The sequence below is a fragment of the Peristeroidobacter soli genome, assembly GCF_004138485.1.
Taxonomy (GTDB): Bacteria; Pseudomonadota; Gammaproteobacteria; order Steroidobacterales; family Steroidobacteraceae; genus Steroidobacter; species Steroidobacter soli.
Genome location: NZ_ML142848.1, coordinates 1,469,719 through 1,488,442, shown reverse-complemented (window position 1 = coordinate 1,488,442; position 18,724 = coordinate 1,469,719). Strand labels below are relative to the sequence as shown.

Sequence of the window (18,724 nt, the reverse complement as noted above, 5' to 3'; positions counted from 1 at the left end):
GAGGACGCATGTCGGTGGTCCTGCCGTTATTCCCGCTGAACACGGTGTTGTTCCCGGGCGGCCCGCTGCGCCTGCGAATTTTCGAGCCGCGTTATCTCGACATGGTGAGCCACTGCATGCGGGAGAGCAGCAGCTTTGGAGTCGCGCTGATCACGGAAGGTCGTGAAGCGGGCGGCGTGGCGCGTACCACGACGATTGGTACGACGGCGCGCATCGTCGACTTCGAACGTCTCGACGATGGCTTGCTGGGGATCACCGCACGCGGCGGGCAGCGCTTCAATATCCTCGAAGTGAAAACCCAGAGCGATGGCTTGAACGTCGCCGATGTCGAGATGATCCCCGACGAGCCGGCGATGGAGATCCCGGACGACCTCGCCATCCTCGCGGAGTTGTTGAAGCAGGCGTTCGTGCAGGTCGGCACGGCGTACGGCGATGAGCCGCCGCACTATGAGAACGCGACCTGGGTCGGAATGCGTCTCGCGGAAATCCTCCCGCTGCCGATGCCGGAGAAGCAGCAATGCCTGGAAATGGATGACGCGGTGGAGCGTTTGCGCTTGTTACGCGAGCGGCTGGATATCCGCGAGGCTTGACGTCTACGCGGCCCGCCGACGGCTCAATACAGCAAAGACCGCGGCGATTACTGCGAACCACACCAACGCCGCCCACCCGATGACGCCATCGTAGTTGCCGACGAGCACTCCCAGTTGCGTGTCGGGATTGACGAGCGTCGCTTCGCGGAGCACGGCGATGAATGCGACACCAGCGGCATGCAAGCCGATGCAGCCGGCGATCGCTCCGGTGCGCAAGCGAACGAGAGCGAACAACACGCCCAGCATGGCCAGTGCGACGAACGAATCGGCAAACGTCAGTGGCTCGACGTAACGTTCGAACAGCTTGCTCAACACTTCGAAGCCATGCACCCAGGACACTTCTTCAGGGGGCACGCGCAGCTTCCCGCCCAGAAAGTGCAGTGACGCGTACAGCACGCTCGGTGCAATCACGGCCGCGGCTGCACCGGACGTTCGTGAGACAGCTGTAAACAGCACGCCGCGGAAAAATGTTTCTTCGATGAACGCGACCGTGACGCCCGTCAGCAGTCCGCCGGCGATCACCCCGAGCCAGGCGCCATCGAACCCCGGCTTCACTTCGCGGATGTCGAGCCCGAGCAGCAGCGCGGTGAGCGGCAACATCAAGCCGATACCGCACACAAAGCCGATGCCCATCTGGCGCAGAAACTCACGACGGGGCAATCCGTAGCCCAGCGACTCCTTATCGGTGAGCCCGAGCTTGCGGGTGAGTACCACCAGGCCGATCAGCGCCAACAGCATGGCGATGCGATGCATGACGCGGTGGACCGGCTCGACGGATACGAGGCTGACCAGCCACCAGGCGGGATAGGTGAGCACCGCGGCTACGAGCAGCGAGCCCGCCAGCAGCGCGACGAAGAGGGCGAAGGCGCGCATGGGTCAGTAGCTCAAATAGCGTGGCGAAAAGCGCGCCATTTCTCGGTGAAACGCCACGTATACGGCCGATTTGCGCGGGGTCGGCGCACCTAGACTGCCGTCAGCTTCGAGGCCGCGCGCCCCGAGGCGGCAAGGATTCGCATTCATCTGCAACTTCTGGAGAACGACATCATGGATGACAACAAGGCTCTGAGCATCGTGTCCGCGCTGGCGAATGGCGTCAACCCGCAGACCGGTGAAATGTTCGAGATCGATTCGCCGTATCAGGCGGCCGACGTGATTCGCGCATTGTATGTGGCCGTCCGCGCCCTGGAGCTGAGCAACCGCTCCAGGGCGCGCGGCAATCGCGGGCGGATGCCCGCCAATGCCGGCAAGCCGTGGGTGGAACAGGAGGATCGCGACCTGCTGCAACGGTTCGCCGATGGCCAGTCGCTCGCACAGCTGGCTCAGGCGCACGACCGGACGATAGCGGGCATTCAAGCCCGGCTGGAGCGACACGGCCGGCTGCCGGGGCAGGGCTTGCAGTGGCGCGGGCGGGCCGGCAGTGCGCCGTCGACTCATGCCGATCCGGTCGAAACATGAGCGGCCAGGCCATCGGCCTCGATACGCGCGGCGTTGTCAGTCCGCGCGTATCCTGCTCCAATGCGTCGCAGCCGGAATTCCCTGCGCCACCTTCGTTGCCGATGCGAGAGCACAAGCTGATCGACGCCGCCTCGCTGGTCATAGTTGGCTGCGTGCGCAACGGAGCTAAGACCGTGCGCCGCGCGGTCGAGACATTGGCGCGCGCCACGGACGGTTTCGCGCGCGTGCAGTTCCTGATTATCGAGAGCGACTCGACCGACGGCACCGTCGCGGAATTGCAGCGCTTGCGAGCTGAGGTCACCGGGTTTCAGTTCACCTCGCTAGGTGCGCTGGCGGAACAGATTCCCGCGCGGACCGAACGGATCGCGGCCTGTCGCAATCGTTATCTCGACGAGCTGCGCCACGACCCTCAGTACGCGGAGGTCGACTATGTGATGGTCGCGGACCTGGACGGCGTGAACAACGCTCTGCGACCCGAGGCGGTGGCAACGTGCTGGGCGTCGACGCAACCTTGGGATGTGGTAGCCGCCAATCAGAGCGACGCGTACTACGACATCTGGGCGCTACGCCATCCAGACTGGTGTCCCGTGGATTGTCACGAACAGTACTCGCGGTTGCGCGAACTGTTCGATCGCCCGCGCGCCCTGGCCATCGCCATTCACTCGCGCATGGCACGACTGAGTCCGCGGGCGGCCTGGATCGAAGTGGAGTCGGCGTTCGGCGGGCTTGCGATCTACCGGCGCGATGCGCTGCTCAGCGGGCGTTACAGTGGTGGCAACCCAGAGCGCCCTGTGTGTGAGCACGTGCCGCTGCATGCGCAGCTGCGAGCCCGGGGTTATCGGATCTTCATCAATCCGGCGCTCATCAATGCGCACCGGACCGATCACTCAGCGCGCATTGGTCTTCGCGTTCGTCTGCGCCGGGAAATCGAGGCGGCCGGCAAGCGGCTGCGAGAGCGGCTGCGCGGTTGATGTGGCGCCGAGCAGCTGCGCGACGATCTGGTCGGCATTGAAGTATTCGGCGCAGCGTCCGGCGAAGGCGGCCGAACGCTGTCGATAGTGATCCATGTGCAGCAACACGTCGCCGAGCAACTCGCCGCTCTGATCCATGTTCGCGGCAGTCAGGCCGACCGAACCCGCCGGATAGTGCTCGGCGTACAGCCGGTATTCGAGCGAATCGACGGTAATGGGGCCGTCGTCCCAGGCATTGCGCCACTTCAGTCGCGCGCGGCGCGCGTTCTCGTGCAGATGGAACAGCGAATACACCGCCGAAGGATCGCTGCCCGGGCCAATGATGGCGGCGAACGTCATCACTTGCGCGCCCTGTTCATCCAGTTGTTCCAGCTCGACGTGCGCGTAGGTGCCGGGAGTCGACGGCTGCAGCCAGCGCAGACGAAGTAACAATGAGCGCGCGCCCGCCGTCAGATCGAGCTCCGAGCTCTGCTCGACGTTGGTAAATGAGATCGCCGCGCCGTCAGCGCTACCGATTTGTTTCAACGGCACGCCGCGCGCAGCGATGTCGCGCAGGTGACGCTGGTTCTCTTCGTGAATCTGTTCCGAGAGCCAGCATCCGCCCGGCACGATCACCGGATTGCCCGCGCTCAGCATTTCGAGCAGCACGCCACTGCAACGAGAGTAATAGCGGGTGCTGTCATAGAGCAGCAGGCCTATGTCGGAGCTGCGCACGAGCTCGGCATAACGTTCCAGATCCAGCGGGAACGGCGCGTACACGATGGGTGGCGTAGCGCTGTGCGGACCGAGGTCGCTGACGGTCGAGTCGAGCGCGCGCATCAGATCGCGACGGCGAGTTTGCATGACCAGCTGCGCGCGGCCTTTGCTCAAATACTCGTTCCACAGCCTGCGGACCACGATGGGCAACTCGCGGTAGCCCTTCTCGCGACGGCTGTGACCGAGGCACGCGATGCGCACATTGTCGCTCGAGGTCTTCGGCGGCGTCGGCAGAAGAAACAATGGATGGACCGGGTAGGGCAGGGTATGGAACGGGGCGACGCCGAGATACTCGTACTGCGCGGTCAGCTCTCGCGTCGTGCAGTACAAATGAATGTGATGTTCGGGCACGCGCGCCAGGGCGTGCCGAAAGATCTCGCGCATGAACTCGCGACGCGGCCGCTGCTTGGCGTACTCCGGATCGCGGCCTTCGAAAATGCCCAGATGAAACTGCAGATGCCAATGAACGCGCCGGTATTCGGCGGGCGCGCGCTGGAGAAATATCGCCAGGCCTTCCAGGTCGATTTCCGAGGCGGACGCGAAGAACACGTGATCGCCTTCCGTGAGCTCGATCTTGGTGAACAGCGTGGCGCAATCCTCGGCGAAACTTTCCGCCAGACGCTGGCGTTCGCGAGCGCGCCATTTGCTTCGCGTGCGTGACCACCAGCCGCCCAATGCGCCATTGACGTTGCCGGTCTCTATGTAGCGCTGGGAGTAACTCTTGTTACGGAAGATCGGATGCGATTGCCAGCTCGGCGGCAACGCGGGCAGGTCGCGAAACTCACGATGCATGGCCAGCACCGGCTGTAAGCTGGCGCGCTCGGCCGCGGGCAGCACACAACTGGCATACGTGTAGTAGTGCCCGCCCAGGTCCCTCATGGAATGGTCGATGAGAACGAACTTTCTTGTCATGTAACTGGCCGGCCCAGGGAGCCTGCCGCCGTGTCCAGTGGGCGGGGCGGAGCTTCGATACCTCGATCGCAGCGGATCGTACGCGCTGTCAGAGTTTCCTGCAGCAACCTGTCCAGCGGATTGATGCCGTCGGTCGGCGCGCGAGTCCGGTGATACAGATGGAAAGCGACGGCGCGATGACGGACATAATTGCGATGGACGCCGATGTGTAACAGCCGCGCGGCGAACTCGCGATCCTCCGGCCCCCAGCCTTCGAAACGCTCGTCGTAGCCGTTCACCTGCAATGCGTGCTTGCGCCAGAACGACTGATTGCAGCCCTGGATGCCGCCGAGCGCCGCCTTGACTCGCGACGTCATCCGGCTCACCAGCGTATTGCGCCAGGCATAAGCGCGACGCTGCAGGCCTGCCGTCCACCAGCCCAGCGACAGTTGTTCGCCGTTCAGGAGCCGACCGGTAATCTCCGCGGTCAGTTGCGGCCGTGCACCTTGGATGAAGCAATCCGGCCGCGCGCAGGCGACGTGGTCGCGGATGAAATGGCGGTGTAACACCATGTCGCCGTCCACCAACACTATGTAGTCCGTGCTCGATGCGGCAATGGCGCGATTGCGTGAGCGTGCCAGTCGAAACCCTTCATCGGCCTGCCAGACGTGCACCAGCGGCATGGCCAGGCGCTGGCGCCAGCGCTCGATGACGGCCAGCGTGGCCGGGCCCGAGCCGTCGTCGGCGACCACGACCTCGTCCGGCGGCAGGCTCTGGCGGGTGACGCTGGCGAGCGTCAGCTCCAGGGCTTCGGGCCAGTTATAGGTGGTGATGATCAGGCTGGTGCGCATGAAACGGGATAATATTCCAACTGCCGCGCATCGCTGTCATCGTGGCGTGTCTTTGCAGGAGTGAAATTTTGTCCGTCTCGTATCTGTTCGCCCCCGAGGAGCTGCGGCGACGCCGGCGTTGGCTGAATCGCTGGTGGCCCAGCGTTCGTCTGCGCACAGATCCGTTGCAGCAACTGCGCGTGGACGGCCGTTACGTGCCGGTCAGCATCGCCAACTGGAAGCTCATTCCCAGCGTGGCGCGCAGCCTGCTCAGCACCCGGATCGTGCGGCCGCTCACGTTCGCCGGCGATCGCCGGCTGACGGTGGTCATTCCCTATCGGGACCGCGAGGCGCATCTGGCGCAGTTGATGCCGGTCCTGCAGGAAAAGTTGCAGGAGCAGCAGCTCAATTACCGCATCGTGGTGGTGGAGCAGGAGAACGGCTCCCGATTCAATCGCGGCCGGCTGCTGAACGCCGGCATCCATTACGCGGCCGACAGCACCGATTATTACTGTCTGCACGACGTCGACGCCGTGCCGGTGGTCGCGAACTATGCCTGTCCGTCGCAGCCGTTGCGCCTCGTGAGCAAGATCATTGGCTTGCACGGCAAGAGTCGGCACAATGACTACTACTTCTCCGGTGCCGTCTCGATCCGCAAGGATCAGGTGCAGGCCGCCAACGGTTTCTCCAACGAATACTGGGGCTGGGGCAAGGAAGATGACGATTTCTTTTTCCGCCTGCTGTTGACCGAGCTGCTGTGTTACTACGACCAGGAAGGCACGTATCAGGATTTGCCCAATCCGCCCCATCAGCAGGTACAGCGCCGTTATCCGTGGGCTCCGGCGCACGTCCGGCGCAATCGTCAGCGGCGCAGTCTGTTGTTGCGAGGGCTGGTGGACCCGGCCGAAGATGGTCTGAACACTTTGCGCTATGAAGTCGTCGAGCGCAGCGGCTCGGCCGAGTACGGCCCCGCATACGAAAAAATCCGCGTCCGCTGGTAAGGATCGAACGTTTTGAATCGCATCTCGTTGTCCGCATTCGCGGTGGGTCTCGCGTTGCTGGCGCCGCTGGCCGGCGCACGCGGCGTCAGTCCCTATCTGCCCTTGAACATGTCGCCGGAAATGGAGCGACAGATCGAGCGCGTGATGATCCTGGCCGATCGGCCCGTCATGTCGCGGCCGATCGCCGCCGCCACCGTGCTGGACGCCCTGCCTCAGGCGTGTCGCATCGACGCGGCGCTGTGCAAGCGGGTGCGCGCCTATCTGAATTCGTACATGCGCAAGATCGGCGTCGATCACGCCAGCATCGAAGGCGCGGTCACCGACGGCTCGAACACGCCCGTGCCAAATCGTTACGGCATGGCCAACGACAGCGAGTTCCAGGTGTCGGCGAGCGGGCATTGGCAGGTGACCGACAATTTCATCGTCAGCCTGGGCGGGGTCGCCGATGCCGACGACGCCACGCCCACCGGCACGATGGTGAGCTTCGGCAATGAATATTTTCAGCTCGACGCAGGCTACCGGCCGCGCTGGTATTCGCCGTTCACCGACAGCGCCATGCTGATCAGCACCGAGGCGCAGACGCTGCCGTCGATCACGCTGTCGAATTACAAGCCGATGGGCAGCTGGGGCTTTACCTACGAGTTGTTCATGGCGGAAATGGAATATTCCGACCGGATCGCCTTCGGCAACAATTGCGTAACGACTGAGCCGCCGCGGGCAGGAGAGACCTGCACCGCCGGCAAGCCCCGATTGGGAGGCATGCGCATCGCCATTGCGCCCGTGCCGGGTTGGTCGCTGAGTGCCAATCGATTGTTGCAATTCGGCGGCGGCGACCGGCAGAGCTCGTTCACCGACTTTCTGCGCGCGCTCTGGCGGCCGCGTCAATATGACAATACTGGTGGCCCGGAGTCGCAGTTCGGTAACCAGGTCGCTTCATTCACCAGCCGTTTCATCTTCCCGGGGGAGACGCCGTTTTCCGCATATCTGGAATACGCCGGCGAGGACACGTCCTATGAAGGTAACTATCGGCTGGGCAACTCCGCGCTGTCGATCGGTCTGCACTTTCCGCGGCTTTGGAAACATTTCGATCTGACGGTCGAAGCCTCCGAGTGGCAGAACGCTTGGTATGTGAACGGAGCGTACGGCGACGGACTCACCGAGAACGGTCGTGTGCTTGGCCACTGGGGCGCCGACCAACGCGTCTTCGGTGATGCGGTGGGCGCGCAGTCGTTCATGGCGCGATTGGGATGGGAGCCGGGCTTCGGTGGGCTGATGCAATTTCGCGGACGCACCATCGCGAACGAGGGCTACGTGTACGGACCTTATGGTCTGTTCCCGTACGAGCGCGGCTACGATGTTTCCTTGAGCTACTCGCGCACGCTGAGGGGATTCACCGCGGGCGGTGAGCTCACCGCCGGCAAGGATACATTCGGCGACAGTTACAGTCGCATCGCGGGCTTCGTGCGCTTCGGCGATCAATGGGATTCGGGTGGCCCGACGGGCGACTGGAGCAGCGATGTTCGCAGACCGAACGGCGCGGACCTGTTCGTCGACGCCGGCATTTCCATGTCGGACGTGACGTATCGTCCGGGCACCGGCGACTTGGGGCCGCCGCCTGTCAGCGATCCTCAACAGACCTCCTCGGAGTGGACGCCGCACATCGGTATCGGCGCGCGACGTTCCGTGAGCTCACGAAGCGATCTCGGCGTGCGTCTCGAGTTCGATCGAATCGACGACCATATGTTGCTGGCGGTGCGCGCGCTCGACTACCGATATCGCACGCAAGGTCCGCTGGCGTTCTCGGCGTTTCTCGGTGCGGCCCGTTACGACGTAGCGACGCCCGCGTACGGTTATTACTTCGGCGCGGGCGTGCAGTGGCGAAACATTCTGCCCAAGCTGGATCTCGGCCTGGATTACCGTTACGCCGACAAAGTGTCGCGCGACAAGTTGCTGCCGGGTGATTTCGGTGCCGATCCGGCTCGCGAGCTGCGGCCGGACGTGTTCTACGACATCACGAGTTATACGTTGTCGGCCAGCTACCGCTTCTAGAGATAGCGGCTGCAGAGCTGCTCGAACAGCGAGTCCGGCGGGAAGTGCCCGTTCTTGTCGAAGCCCGGGCTGCGACGTGACATCTCGTTCCACAGATGCAGCCCGTAGCTGGCGGCAGTCAGGCCGGGATTGTCACGCAGGCTGGAATCGAACACGGTGTGCCAGTTGGCGTACGAGATCGGATAGAAATACCAGAACGGTAGCGCCGCTCCCGTGCAGTGCAAGTGCTGAGCGGCGGCGGTGAGTCCGTTCGGCCCTGTCTCTCCCCAGGTCATACGACCGCGGCTGTTCGGCAGCCACCGACGCAGCAGTTTGCGTCGACGCATCTTCACCGAGTCGTAAGGCAGCACGCGATTCGGCTGCTCGCACACATCGTTCATCCATTGCGCCAGCCGATGTCCCTTCGGCAGCCCGAACACCGCATTGTTGATGGTGCGCTCGTCCTGCCAGCCATAGATCTCCGTGGTCGCGAAGTCGAACGGCTTCAGGCACACCATATCGGTGTCGACCCATAAGCCGCCCAGCTCGAGCAGCAGTCGATAACGAAAGCCGTCGGCGAAGATCGCAAACGAGCCGGACTCGGCATGTTTGAACAGGCGCTCGCGCGGCAGGATCTTGCCGGCGTCGGCGAGCGTCACTCCGTTGGGAACATTCGTGGGCTGGTCGTAAACATGCAGCATCACCTGATGGCCGTGCGCTACGAACGAACGCATGCATAACTGCTCGAGCCGCGACAACGGCGGCCCGTGCCAGAACATGTGAATGTCGGGGAGCAAGCGGCTTACAGCGTCGCGAACACTTTCTTCGCCGCCGCGATCGTCGCGTCGATGTCGGCGGGCGTGTGGGCCGCCGAGACGAAGCCGGCTTCGAACGCGGAGGGGGCGAGATAGACGCCTTCATTCAGCATGCCGTGGAAGAAACGTTTGAAGCGCTCCACGTCGCACGCCATCACTTCACGGAAATACCGCACTGGGCTCTGGTCCGTGAAGAACAAGCCAAACATTCCGCAGACATGGTTGGTGGACAAGGGGATGCCCGCGAGCTTCGCGGCATGCTGGAGTCCTTCCATCAACTGCGTGGTGCGTGCCGCGATCTCTTCGTAGAACTGCGGTTGATCGAGCAGCGCCAGCGTAGCAAGGCCCGCGGCCATGGCGACGGGATTGCCGGAGAGCGTGCCGGCTTGATACACCGGGCCGAGCGGGGCGATCTTTTCCATGATGTCGCGCCGGCCGCCGAACGCGCCGACCGGCATGCCGCCGCCGACGATCTTGCCGAGCGTGGTCAGGTCGGGGCGAATGTTATAAAGCGCCTGAGCGCCACCGCGCGCGACACGGAAGCCGGTCATCACTTCGTCGAAGATCAAGACCGCGCCGCTCTGATCGCACACCGCGCGCAAGGTTTCCAGGAAGCCGGGCACGGGCAGCACGCAGTTCATGTTGCCGGCGATGGGCTCGACGATGATGCAGGCGATTTCGTTGCCGCTGTCGCTGAACAGCTGCTGCACCTGAGCGATGTCGTTGTAGTTGAGCGTGATGGTCTGGGCCGCGAATTCCTTCGGCACGCCCGGCGAGGTCGGTACGCCGAAGGTGAGCGCGCCGGAGCCGGCTTTCACCAGCAACGAATCGGAGTGGCCGTGATAGCAGCCTTCGAATTTCACGATCTTGTCGCGACCGGTGAAGCCGCGCGCCAGACGAATCGCGCTCATGGTCGCCTCGGTGCCGGAGCTCACCATGCGCACCAGCTCGATCGACGGCATGATTTCGCAAATGCGCTGCGCGACCTGAGTCTCGATGCGTGTCGGCGCACCGAACGACAGGCCGAGCGCGGCGCGTTCCTGCACGGCGCGGATCACCGTCGGATGTGCGTGCCCCAGAATCATCGGACCCCAGGAGCCGACGTAGTCGATGTAACCTCGCTCGTTCTGATCGAAGATACGTGCGCCGGCCGCGCGCTCGATGAAAACAGGTTCGCCGCCGACACCGCGAAAAGCGCGGACGGGCGAGTTCACGCCGCCGGGAATGTAGCGGCTGGCATCGGAAAATAGCGACACGGGGAGCTCCGCAGGATCTCGAAAGCGTGCAGTGTAAGCCATCCGACCAGCGGCATTCGACTCGCCCCGCCCCAGGGCGGCCTCCCATCGCCGGCCTCACTTCCCTATAATCCGGCCCCTTGTCTATTACGGTTAAGACCGGCGCTGCGAAATGAAAGCCTACATGTGCGTGATCTGCGGTTACGTCTACGAAGAAGAAAAAGGCGATCCCGCATCCGGCATAGCCGCCGGCACGCGCTGGGATGACGTGCCGCTGTCGTGGCGTTGCCCGGACTGCGGCGCCGGCAAAGAAGATTTCGAGATGGTCGAGGTGTGACCGCTCAGTGCTGAGTGACTTCGTGGCCTTTGTTTTCCAATAGATCGATCAGGCTGTCCTTGCCCACCAGGTGCAGCGTGCCGACGATCACCAGATAGTCCTCGCGCTCGTCCAGCAGCGCTTCCACCTGGCTCAGCCAGCGGCGGTTGCGGTCGGTGGTCAGCGGCCGGTACAGGTCCGGATATTGATCGAATCCTTCCGCCAGCAGGTTCGCCAGGGCCTTGCTGTCGCCCCGCCGCCAGGCGGACAGCAGCTCATCGATCTCCTCCGAGATCCGGTCCGTGTCCTCGATACTGTAGAGCAGGAATTCACGTTGCTGGCGATCGGGCAGGCCGGCCAGCATGCTCAGTTGCTCGCGTAATGTTTCCAGGCCGTGAATGGGCTTCTTGTCCGCGACCGCGCGCGTCGTGAAGCGTTGCTCGATGCCCGAGGTCGGATCCAGGCCGAGCTTCACCAGCTGCAGCTGCACCAGGGTCATGGCCGCGAACCAGGGCTTGAAACGATTCAGCAGCATCGGATCGACGCCGACTTCCTGGGCGCGGGTCGTCAGCCGGGCATAGGTGGGTTTGCCGAGCTGCTGCTCGAGCGTCTGCCCGGCCGGCAACAGGCCGAGCTCGAGCGTGATCTGCTGGGTTTCGGCCGGATCGAGATCGTCCATGTCGATCTCCATCAGCAGCACGTCGGAGCGCTTATAGGCCTCGTCGACCACCGCCGGCAGTTGCTCGGAGGCGTTGAGGAAATGCACCGAGCCGAGCAGGTAGACGGTGTTGGTCTTGCCCTTGAGGGACCAGAGGCTGTGGTGCTCTTGAGTGGCGGCGCAGGCGGTCGCGCTGAGCCAGAATACGCAAAGCGCGACGAGTAGCTTCTTCATTGAGTTTTATCTCGACGGTCGACTAGTGCCGCCCAGGGTACATGGATGTACCCCGCCGCTGCAGCGGCGAGCGAGAGGCAAAAGTCAAGCCTTTTGCCAACTCGCAACTCGGGCCGTGGCAAGATGCCCGGTCCCGAGTTCATTGGAATGCGCGTAACTCTCCAGCCAGCACACTTCGGTGGCGATGCTGCCGTCGGGCATCAGTTCCAGCACGCGATAGCCGGGCGGGCGGTTGTCGATGGCGAAGTCGACGCTGCCGGGCACGAACTGCGCGCAGGTGGCCGGCGTTGCCATGAAGCGCACGCCGTGAATGAAGCTGTCGAGCGACTGATGCACGTGGCCCCACAGCACGCCGCGCACGTTCGAGTGCTCGCGCACGATGGTCATCAGCTCGTCGGCGTCGTACAGGCCGACCTGATCCAGCCACTGGCTGCGGATCGAAATCGGGTGATGGTGCAAGCACACCAGCACGTGGTGGCTGCGATGAGTGCGCAGTACTTCGCGCAGATAGTTCAGCTGCTCGGCGCCGACGCGCCCGGCGGCATCGTTGGCCACCCAGGAATCCAGCATGACCACCAGCCAGCGACCGAATTCGGTGTGACCGCCGACTTTGAACGGCCCGCCGCGCAAGGCCGCGCGCATGTGATCCGGAAGATCATGATTGCCAGCCAGACACAGCACCGGCACGCGCGAGGCGCCGAACACCTGGCGCACCCAGCGATAGCCCTCGGGGTCGTCCTGCACCAAGTCGCCTGTCAGCAACACGCCGTCAGCACGATGACTGCGACGCTGGGCATCGGCGACGGCAGCCTGCAAGGCTGGCAGGCACGCCACGCCGCGCAGGCGCGCGCTGGGCTCTCCAAACAGGTGCAGATCGCTGAACTGAATGAGGCGGACGGACTGCATCGTTACTAGCTTTGGCTCGCTACATAATGGGGCAAAATAGCCACAATCATCGTAGCAACGGGGACCGGGCGAAAAGGTGACCAGCGTCTAATCGCATGGCTCGCAGCCGTCGCGGGCGTGAGTTTTGCGCTTCGTCTCACAAACTCCAGACGTCGCGATGGAGCGACCCACAGCGCATGAACGTGCCGCCGCCGTTCCGGTTCCGACTGGCGAGGCGGGGTTTCGTTCCCTCTGGCTCCCGGTCTGCATTGCCCCACCTCGCCCACTAGTCCAAAATGTGCGGCCTTCCGGCACGCGCATCGCAGGCTCTCGGCCGGCCTTCCACGCACTTTTCGAGATATTTTCTGATGCAGACAACGCACCGCCGACAGCTCGCCAACGCCATTCGTGCCCTGGCGATGGACGCCGTGCAAAAGGCCAATTCCGGCCACCCGGGCATGCCCATGGGCATGGCCGACATCGCCGAAGTCTTGTGGAACGATCACCTCAAGCACAATCCCGGTAATCCGCTGTGGTCGGATCGAGACCGGTTCGTGGTGTCCAACGGTCACGGCTCGATGCTGCTGTACTCGGTGCTGCACCTGACCGGTTACCCCCTGACTATCGAAGACCTGCAGAAATTCCGGCAGCTCGGTTCGCACACCGCCGGCCATCCCGAGCACGACGCGCACCTCGGCATCGAGACCACCACCGGCCCGCTGGGCCAGGGCCTGGCCAATGCCGTCGGCATGGCGCTGGCGGAAAAGCACCTCGCCGGCCAGTTCAACCAGCCGGGTCATGAGATCGTCGATCATCGCACCTGGGTGTTCCTGGGCGACGGCTGCCTCATGGAGGGTGTGTCGCACGAGGCCTGCTCGCTGGCCGGCACGTTGAAGCTCGGCAAGCTGATCGCCTTCTACGACGACAACGGCATTTCCATCGATGGCGAAGTGCATGGCTGGTTCACCGACGACACGCCGAAGCGCTTCGAGGCGTACGGCTGGCACGTGGTGCCGAACGTCGACGGCCACGATCCGGCCGCCATTGAGAAAGCCATCGCTGAATCGGTGGCGCAGACCGACAAGCCGTCGCTGATCTGTTGCAAGACCATCATCGGCTGGGGCTCGCCGAACAAGCAGGGCACCGAAGCCACGCACGGCGCGGCGCTCGGCGCCGATGAAGTCGCGGCCACGCGCAAGCAGCTCGGCTGGAATTACGAGCCGTTCGTGATTCCCGAGGAGATTCGCAAGGGCTGGGACGCCAAGGCCAAGGGCGCGAAGCGTGAAGCTGAGTGGCAGCAGCGCTTCAACTCATACAAGTCGCAGTTCCCTGAGCTCGCCGCCGAGTACCTGCGTCGCCAGGCCGGCGATTTGCCCAAGGGCTGGAACGAGAGCGCCGCGAAGTACATCGCCGACGTGGCGAAGGAGAGCAAGCCGCTCGCGACTCGTCAGTCCTCCCAGGCTTCCTTGAACGCCTACGGCCCGGGCTTGCCGGAGCTGCTGGGCGGCTCGGCCGACCTCACCGGTTCGAACAACACCAATCGCAAGGACTCGGTGTCCATCACCGGCACCAATGCCGCCGGCAATTACATTCACTACGGCGTGCGCGAGTTCGGCATGTCCGCAATCATGAATGGCATGGCCCTGCACGGCGCCGTGATTCCTTATGGCGGCACCTTCCTGGTGTTCTCCGATTACGCGCGCAACGCCATGCGCATGTCGGCGCTGATGAAGCAACGGGTCATCTATGTCATGACCCATGACTCGATCGGCCTGGGCGAAGACGGCCCGACGCATCAGCCCATCGAGCATCTGCCGAGCCTGCGCATCATCCCGAACATGACGGTCTGGCGTCCGTGCGACAGCACCGAAACCGCGGTGGCCTGGGCGGACTCGATCGAGCGCAAGAATGGTCCGTCGACGCTGGCGCTGACCCGTCAGGCGTTGCCGCCGCAGCCTCGCACCGACCAGCAGATCGCAAACATCCGCCGCGGCGGTTATGTGTTGAAGGATTCGGACGGTACCCCCGACGTGATCCTGATCGCGACTGGCTCGGAAGTCGGCATCGCGGTCGAAGCCGCCGGCCTGTTGCAGCAGAACGGCAAGCGAGTGCGCGTAGTCTCGATGCCGAGCACGAATGTGTTCGAAGCGCAGGATGAGGCGTATCGCGAGCAGGTACTGCCGCGCGCAGTCCAGGTGCGCGTGGCCATCGAAGCGGCGGCGACCGAAACGTGGTACCGCTACGTCGGTCCGAGCGGCGCCATCATCGGCATGACGACGTTCGGCGCGTCGGGCGTGGCCAAGGATTTGTTCAAGCACTTTGGTTTCACCGCGGACAATGTCGTCCGCACCGTGACCAAGCTGCTGCAGTGATTCTAACGAGGTAAACGTAAATGCCCATCAAGGTTGGTATCAACGGCTACGGCCGCATCGGTCGGAACATCCTGCGCGCGCTCTACGAAGCGAACCGCCAGCAAGAAATCCAGATCGTCGCGCTCAACGACCTCGGCGACGCGCAGACCAACGCGCATCTCACGCGCTACGACACCGTGCACGGCAAGTTCAACGGTGAAGTGAAAGTCGACGGCGACTCGCTGGTCGTCAACGGCGACCGTATCAAAGTGCTCGCCGAGCGCGATCCGGCCAAGCTGCCGTGGGGCCAGCTCGGCGTCGATTACGTGTTCGAGTGCACCGGCCTGTTCACCAGCAAGGCGAAGGCGGGTCTGCACATCCAGGGCGGCGCCAAGAAAGTCGTGATCTCCGCTCCGGGCGAGAAGGACGTCGATGCGACGGTCGTCTACGGCGTGAACCACAACACGCTGAAGTCCAGCCACACCGTGATCTCCAACGCGTCGTGCACGACCAACTGTCTGGCGCCGTTGGCCAAGGTGCTGCACGAGAAGATCGGCATCGTGTCCGGCGTGATGAACACCATTCACTCGTACACCAACGACCAGGTGCTCACCGACGTGTTCCACAAGGACCTGCGTCGTGCACGCTCGGCCACTCACTCGATGATTCCGACCAAGACCGGCGCGGCTGCCGCGGTCGGCCTGGTGCTGCCGGAGTTGAATGGCAAGCTCGACGGCTTCTCGGTGCGCGTGCCGACCATCAACGTGTCGCTGGTCGACCTGAGCTTCGTCGCCAGGCGCGCCACCTCGATCGAAGAGATCAACGGCGTGATGAAGGAAGCCGCCAACGGTGCGTTCAAGAACATCCTGGCGTACAGCGACGGCCCGCTGGTGTCGGTGGACTTCAACCACGACCCGCATTCCTCGACCTACGACGCCACCATGACCAAGGTCATCGACGGCACGCTGGTGAAGGTGTGCTCGTGGTACGACAACGAGTGGGGCTTCTCGAATCGCATGCTCGACACCACGATCGCCTGGTCGAAGGCGGTCTGAAGATGTCCGTCGGGGCAGGGGCCGTCTTGCGGATGGTCGATTTAGACCTGCGCGACAAGCGCGTGCTGATCCGTGAGGATCTGAACGTGCCGGTGCAGGGTGGTGTTGTTACCAGCGACGCGCGCATTCGCGCGTCGCTGCCGACGATCCAGGCGGCGAAAGAGAAGGGCGCGCGCGTCCTGGTCATGTCGCACCTGGGACGCCCGGAAGAGGGCGTGTACGACGAAGAGTTTTCGCTCGCGCCGGTGGCGCAGCGGCTGTCCGAGCTGCTGGGCTTCAAGGTGCGCTTCGAGAAGCATTGGCTGGATGGCGTGGAATGCGCCCCCGGCGAAGTGGTGCTGCTCGAGAACGTGCGTTTCAACAAAGGCGAGAAGAAGGACAAGGAAGATCTCGCGAAAAAGATGGCGCAGCTGTGCGACGTGTTCGTCATGGACGCGTTCGGCACGGCGCATCGCGCCGAAGCCAGCACCCATGGCGTGGCGAAGTTCGCCAAGGTGGCCTGCGCCGGTCCGTTGCTGATGAACGAGCTGGTGGCGCTCGAGACCGCGCTGGAAAAACCCAAGCGGCCGTTGATCGCCATCGTCGCCGGTTCCAAGGTGTCGACCAAGCTCACGGTGCTGGAGAGCCTGCTGTCCAAAGTGGACACGCTGATCGTCGGTGGCGGCATCGCCAACACGTTCATCGCCGCGCAGGGATATCCGATCGGCAAGTCGCTGTACGAAGCCGACATGATCGATATCGCCAAGAACCTGCTGAAGCGCTCGGCGGAGCTGAAGGTGAGCATTCCGTTGCCCACCGACGTGGTGGTTGCCACCGAGTTCTCGGCCAAGGCCGAAGCCGACGTGAAGCCGGTCGACAAGGTGGAAGCCGACGAGATGATTCTGGACATCGGTCCGGACACGGCTGAAAAGTTTGCGCGCACGTTCGCCAGCGCCGGCACCATCGTCTGGAACGGCCCGGTGGGCGTGTTCGAGTTCGATCAGTTCGGCGAAGGCACGCGCACGCTGGCTCAGGCCATCGCCAAGAGCTCGGCATTTTCCATCGCCGGTGGTGGCGATACGCTAGCGGCCATCGAGAAATATCGTGTAGAAGACGACATCTCCTATATCTCCACCGGTGGCGGTGCCTTCCTGGAATTCCTGGAAGGTAAAAAGCTGCCCGCCGTTGCGGTTCTGGAAGAACGCAGTCGCAGTTGACACGAGGTTCTCAATGCTCCGTCGCACCAAGATCCTGACCACCCTCGGGCCGGCCACCGACAACCCAAAGGTGCTTGGTGAGATGTTGCGGGCCGGTGCCGACGTCGTGCGAGTGAACTTCTCGCACGGCGAGGCGGCGGCTCACGCCAACCGCGTCAAGATGGTGCGTGAGGTGGCGGAGCAGGTCGGCAAGTGGGTCGCCGTGCTCGGCGACCTGCAGGGCCCGAAGATCCGCATCGATCGTTTCGTCGAAGGCAAAGTGTTCCTGAACGAGGGCGAGCCGTTCGTCCTCGACGTTTCCCTGGATTCCAAGGCCGGCACCGTGAAGTCGGTCGGTGTCGCGTACAAGAATCTCCCGAAGGACGTCCGTGGCGGCGACACGCTGCTGCTGAATGACGGCCTGATCGTGCTGGAAGTCGTCGATGTCGATGGCCCGCGCATCATGACCAGGGTCGTGGTGGGCGGTGAGCTTTCCGACAACAAAGGTATCAACAAGCAGGGCGGCGGCCTGACGGCTGGCGCGCTGACGGACAAGGATCGCGAGCACATCAAGCTCGCGGCCGAGCTGGGCGTCGACTATCTGGCCGTTTCGTTTGCGCGCGACGGTCACGACATGGAAGAAGCCCGCCACCTGTTGCGTGGTGCCGGCGGCCACGGTTTCCTGGTCGCGAAGATCGAGCGCAGTGAAGCGCTGGTGAACCTCGATCGTATCATTCAAGCCAGCGACGCCGTCATGGTGGCGCGCGGCGACCTCGGCGTCGAAGTGGGTTATGCCGAGCTGACAGGTCTGCAGAAACACATCATCGCCGCGTGCCGTAAGCGCAATCGTGTCGCCATCACGGCGACGCAGATGATGGAGTCGATGATTCACAACCCGGTGCCGACGCGCGCCGAAGTGTCGGACATCGCCAACGCGGTGATGGACGGCACCGACGCGGTGATGCTCTCGGGCGAGAGCGCCGTTGGTAAATATCCCGTGAAGGCCGTGTCGACGATGGCGCAGGTCATCCTCGGCGCGGAGAAGTACGAGTCCTCGCATACGCCGGTTCGTGCTCGCAGCGAGCACGGCATTTTCGAGAAGACCGACGAAGCCATCGCCATGGCGGTGATGTACACGGCCAATCATCTGAAGGTGAAGGCCATCGTCGCGTTGACCGAGTCGGGCTCGACGCCGCTGTGGATGTCGCGCATTCGTGCCGACATTCCCATCTACGCGTTCACCCGCCACGAGGAGACGCGGCGCCGGGTGATGTTGTATCGAGGCGTGTACCCGGTGACGTTCGATATCACTCACAGCAACGCCCAGCTGCTGTACGCGGATATTTTCAAGCTCATGCTCAAGCAGGGCATGGTGGAGATGGGCGATCGCATCATCATCACCAAGGGCGAGCTGTCCGGCGTCTCGGGCAAGACCAACGCGATGAAGATTCTAGAGGTCCGAGTCTAACCTCATCCAG

At 63.5% G+C, this 18,724-nt stretch carries 17 protein-coding genes; 10 read left to right on the top strand and 7 right to left on the bottom strand.

Annotation, left to right across the window (positions count from 1 at the left end):
* Positions 1–8: 8 nt before the first annotated feature.
* Entirely contained in the window at positions 9–590 is a 582-nt protein-coding gene (locus EKO19_RS06265) for an LON peptidase substrate-binding domain-containing protein (protein ID WP_129775491.1), read from the top strand.
* Between the two features lie 3 nt (positions 591–593).
* Here the strand turns inward: EKO19_RS06265 and EKO19_RS06260 are convergent, their stop codons facing one another.
* On the bottom strand, positions 594–1,463 hold the full coding sequence (locus EKO19_RS06260; RefSeq protein ID WP_129775490.1) for a CPBP family intramembrane glutamic endopeptidase: 870 nt from the start codon (positions 1,461–1,463) through the stop codon (positions 594–596).
* Between the two features lie 171 nt (positions 1,464–1,634).
* Here EKO19_RS06260 and EKO19_RS06255 point away from each other — a divergent pair, with 171 nt between their 5' ends.
* Both EKO19_RS06255 and EKO19_RS06250 read left to right on the top strand, forming a co-directional pair.
* Positions 1,635–2,045 carry a hypothetical protein gene (locus EKO19_RS06255; RefSeq protein ID WP_129775489.1) on the top strand — a complete coding sequence of 137 codons (411 nt, stop codon included), beginning with the start codon at positions 1,635–1,637 and terminating at the stop codon, positions 2,043–2,045.
* Positions 2,042–3,016 (top strand): glycosyltransferase family 2 protein, encoded by a 975-nt coding sequence (locus tag EKO19_RS06250; RefSeq protein ID WP_129775488.1) that lies wholly within the window; start codon positions 2,042–2,044, stop codon positions 3,014–3,016. The genes EKO19_RS06255 and EKO19_RS06250 overlap by 4 nt, the downstream gene beginning before the upstream one ends.
* On the opposite strand, the gene EKO19_RS06245 is transcribed toward EKO19_RS06250, so the two are convergent.
* Positions 2,933–4,684: a glycosyltransferase family protein gene (locus EKO19_RS06245; RefSeq protein WP_129775487.1), complete on the bottom strand. Its 1,752-nt coding sequence runs from the start codon at positions 4,682–4,684 to the stop codon at positions 2,933–2,935. The genes EKO19_RS06250 and EKO19_RS06245 overlap by 84 nt on opposite strands.
* On the bottom strand, positions 4,681–5,514 hold the full coding sequence (locus EKO19_RS06240) for a glycosyltransferase family 2 protein (protein ID WP_129775486.1): 834 nt from the start codon (positions 5,512–5,514) through the stop codon (positions 4,681–4,683). Before EKO19_RS06240 ends, EKO19_RS06245 begins: the two co-directional genes overlap by 4 nt.
* A gap of 68 nt (positions 5,515–5,582) precedes the next feature.
* Between EKO19_RS06240 and EKO19_RS06235 the strand changes: the two genes are divergently transcribed.
* Both EKO19_RS06235 and EKO19_RS06230 read left to right on the top strand, forming a co-directional pair.
* Positions 5,583–6,494: a galactosyltransferase-related protein gene (locus EKO19_RS06235; RefSeq protein ID WP_129775485.1), complete on the top strand. Its 912-nt coding sequence runs from the start codon at positions 5,583–5,585 to the stop codon at positions 6,492–6,494.
* A gap of 12 nt (positions 6,495–6,506) precedes the next feature.
* On the top strand, positions 6,507–8,543 hold the full coding sequence (locus tag EKO19_RS06230; RefSeq protein ID WP_129775484.1) for a capsule assembly Wzi family protein: 2,037 nt from the start codon (positions 6,507–6,509) through the stop codon (positions 8,541–8,543).
* Here the strand turns inward: EKO19_RS06230 and EKO19_RS06225 are convergent.
* Positions 8,540–9,256 carry a glycosyltransferase gene (locus tag EKO19_RS06225; protein ID WP_175596967.1) on the bottom strand — a complete coding sequence of 239 codons (717 nt, stop codon included), beginning with the start codon at positions 9,254–9,256 and terminating at the stop codon, positions 8,540–8,542. The two genes, EKO19_RS06230 and EKO19_RS06225, sit on opposite strands and share 4 nt — an antisense overlap.
* Before the next feature lie 68 nt (positions 9,257–9,324).
* Positions 9,325–10,593: a glutamate-1-semialdehyde 2,1-aminomutase gene (hemL, locus tag EKO19_RS06220; RefSeq protein WP_246038836.1), complete on the bottom strand. Its 1,269-nt coding sequence runs from the start codon at positions 10,591–10,593 to the stop codon at positions 9,325–9,327.
* A gap of 151 nt (positions 10,594–10,744) precedes the next feature.
* Between hemL and EKO19_RS06215 the strand changes: the two genes are divergently transcribed.
* On the top strand, positions 10,745–10,909 hold the full coding sequence (locus EKO19_RS06215) for a rubredoxin (RefSeq protein WP_116810406.1): 165 nt from the start codon (positions 10,745–10,747) through the stop codon (positions 10,907–10,909).
* A gap of 4 nt (positions 10,910–10,913) precedes the next feature.
* Here EKO19_RS06215 and EKO19_RS06210 read toward each other — a convergent pair whose 3' ends face one another.
* Both EKO19_RS06210 and EKO19_RS06205 read right to left on the bottom strand, forming a co-directional pair.
* Positions 10,914–11,780, bottom strand: a complete 867-nt coding sequence (locus EKO19_RS06210; RefSeq protein WP_129775481.1) for a TraB/GumN family protein — start codon at positions 11,778–11,780, stop codon at positions 10,914–10,916.
* Between the two features lie 84 nt (positions 11,781–11,864).
* Positions 11,865–12,686: a metallophosphoesterase gene (locus EKO19_RS06205; protein WP_129775480.1), complete on the bottom strand. Its 822-nt coding sequence runs from the start codon at positions 12,684–12,686 to the stop codon at positions 11,865–11,867.
* A 347-nt stretch (positions 12,687–13,033) separates the two neighbouring features.
* Between EKO19_RS06205 and tkt the strand changes: the two genes are divergently transcribed.
* From tkt to pyk, 4 genes are read left to right on the top strand one after another with little or no spacing between them, the layout of a single operon-like run.
* A complete protein-coding gene (gene tkt, locus EKO19_RS06200) occupies positions 13,034–15,037 on the top strand; it encodes a transketolase (protein WP_129775479.1) in 2,004 nt (667 codons plus the stop codon).
* A 20-nt stretch (positions 15,038–15,057) separates the two neighbouring features.
* On the top strand, positions 15,058–16,071 hold the full coding sequence (gene gap / locus EKO19_RS06195) for a type I glyceraldehyde-3-phosphate dehydrogenase (RefSeq protein WP_129775478.1): 1,014 nt from the start codon (positions 15,058–15,060) through the stop codon (positions 16,069–16,071).
* A 2-nt stretch (positions 16,072–16,073) separates the two neighbouring features.
* Entirely contained in the window at positions 16,074–17,267 is a 1,194-nt protein-coding gene (locus EKO19_RS06190) for a phosphoglycerate kinase (RefSeq protein WP_217705210.1), read from the top strand.
* A 13-nt stretch (positions 17,268–17,280) separates the two neighbouring features.
* Positions 17,281–18,714 carry a pyruvate kinase gene (gene pyk, locus EKO19_RS06185; RefSeq protein WP_129775476.1) on the top strand — a complete coding sequence of 478 codons (1,434 nt, stop codon included), beginning with the start codon at positions 17,281–17,283 and terminating at the stop codon, positions 18,712–18,714.
* The last annotated feature ends 10 nt before the right edge of the window (positions 18,715–18,724 follow it).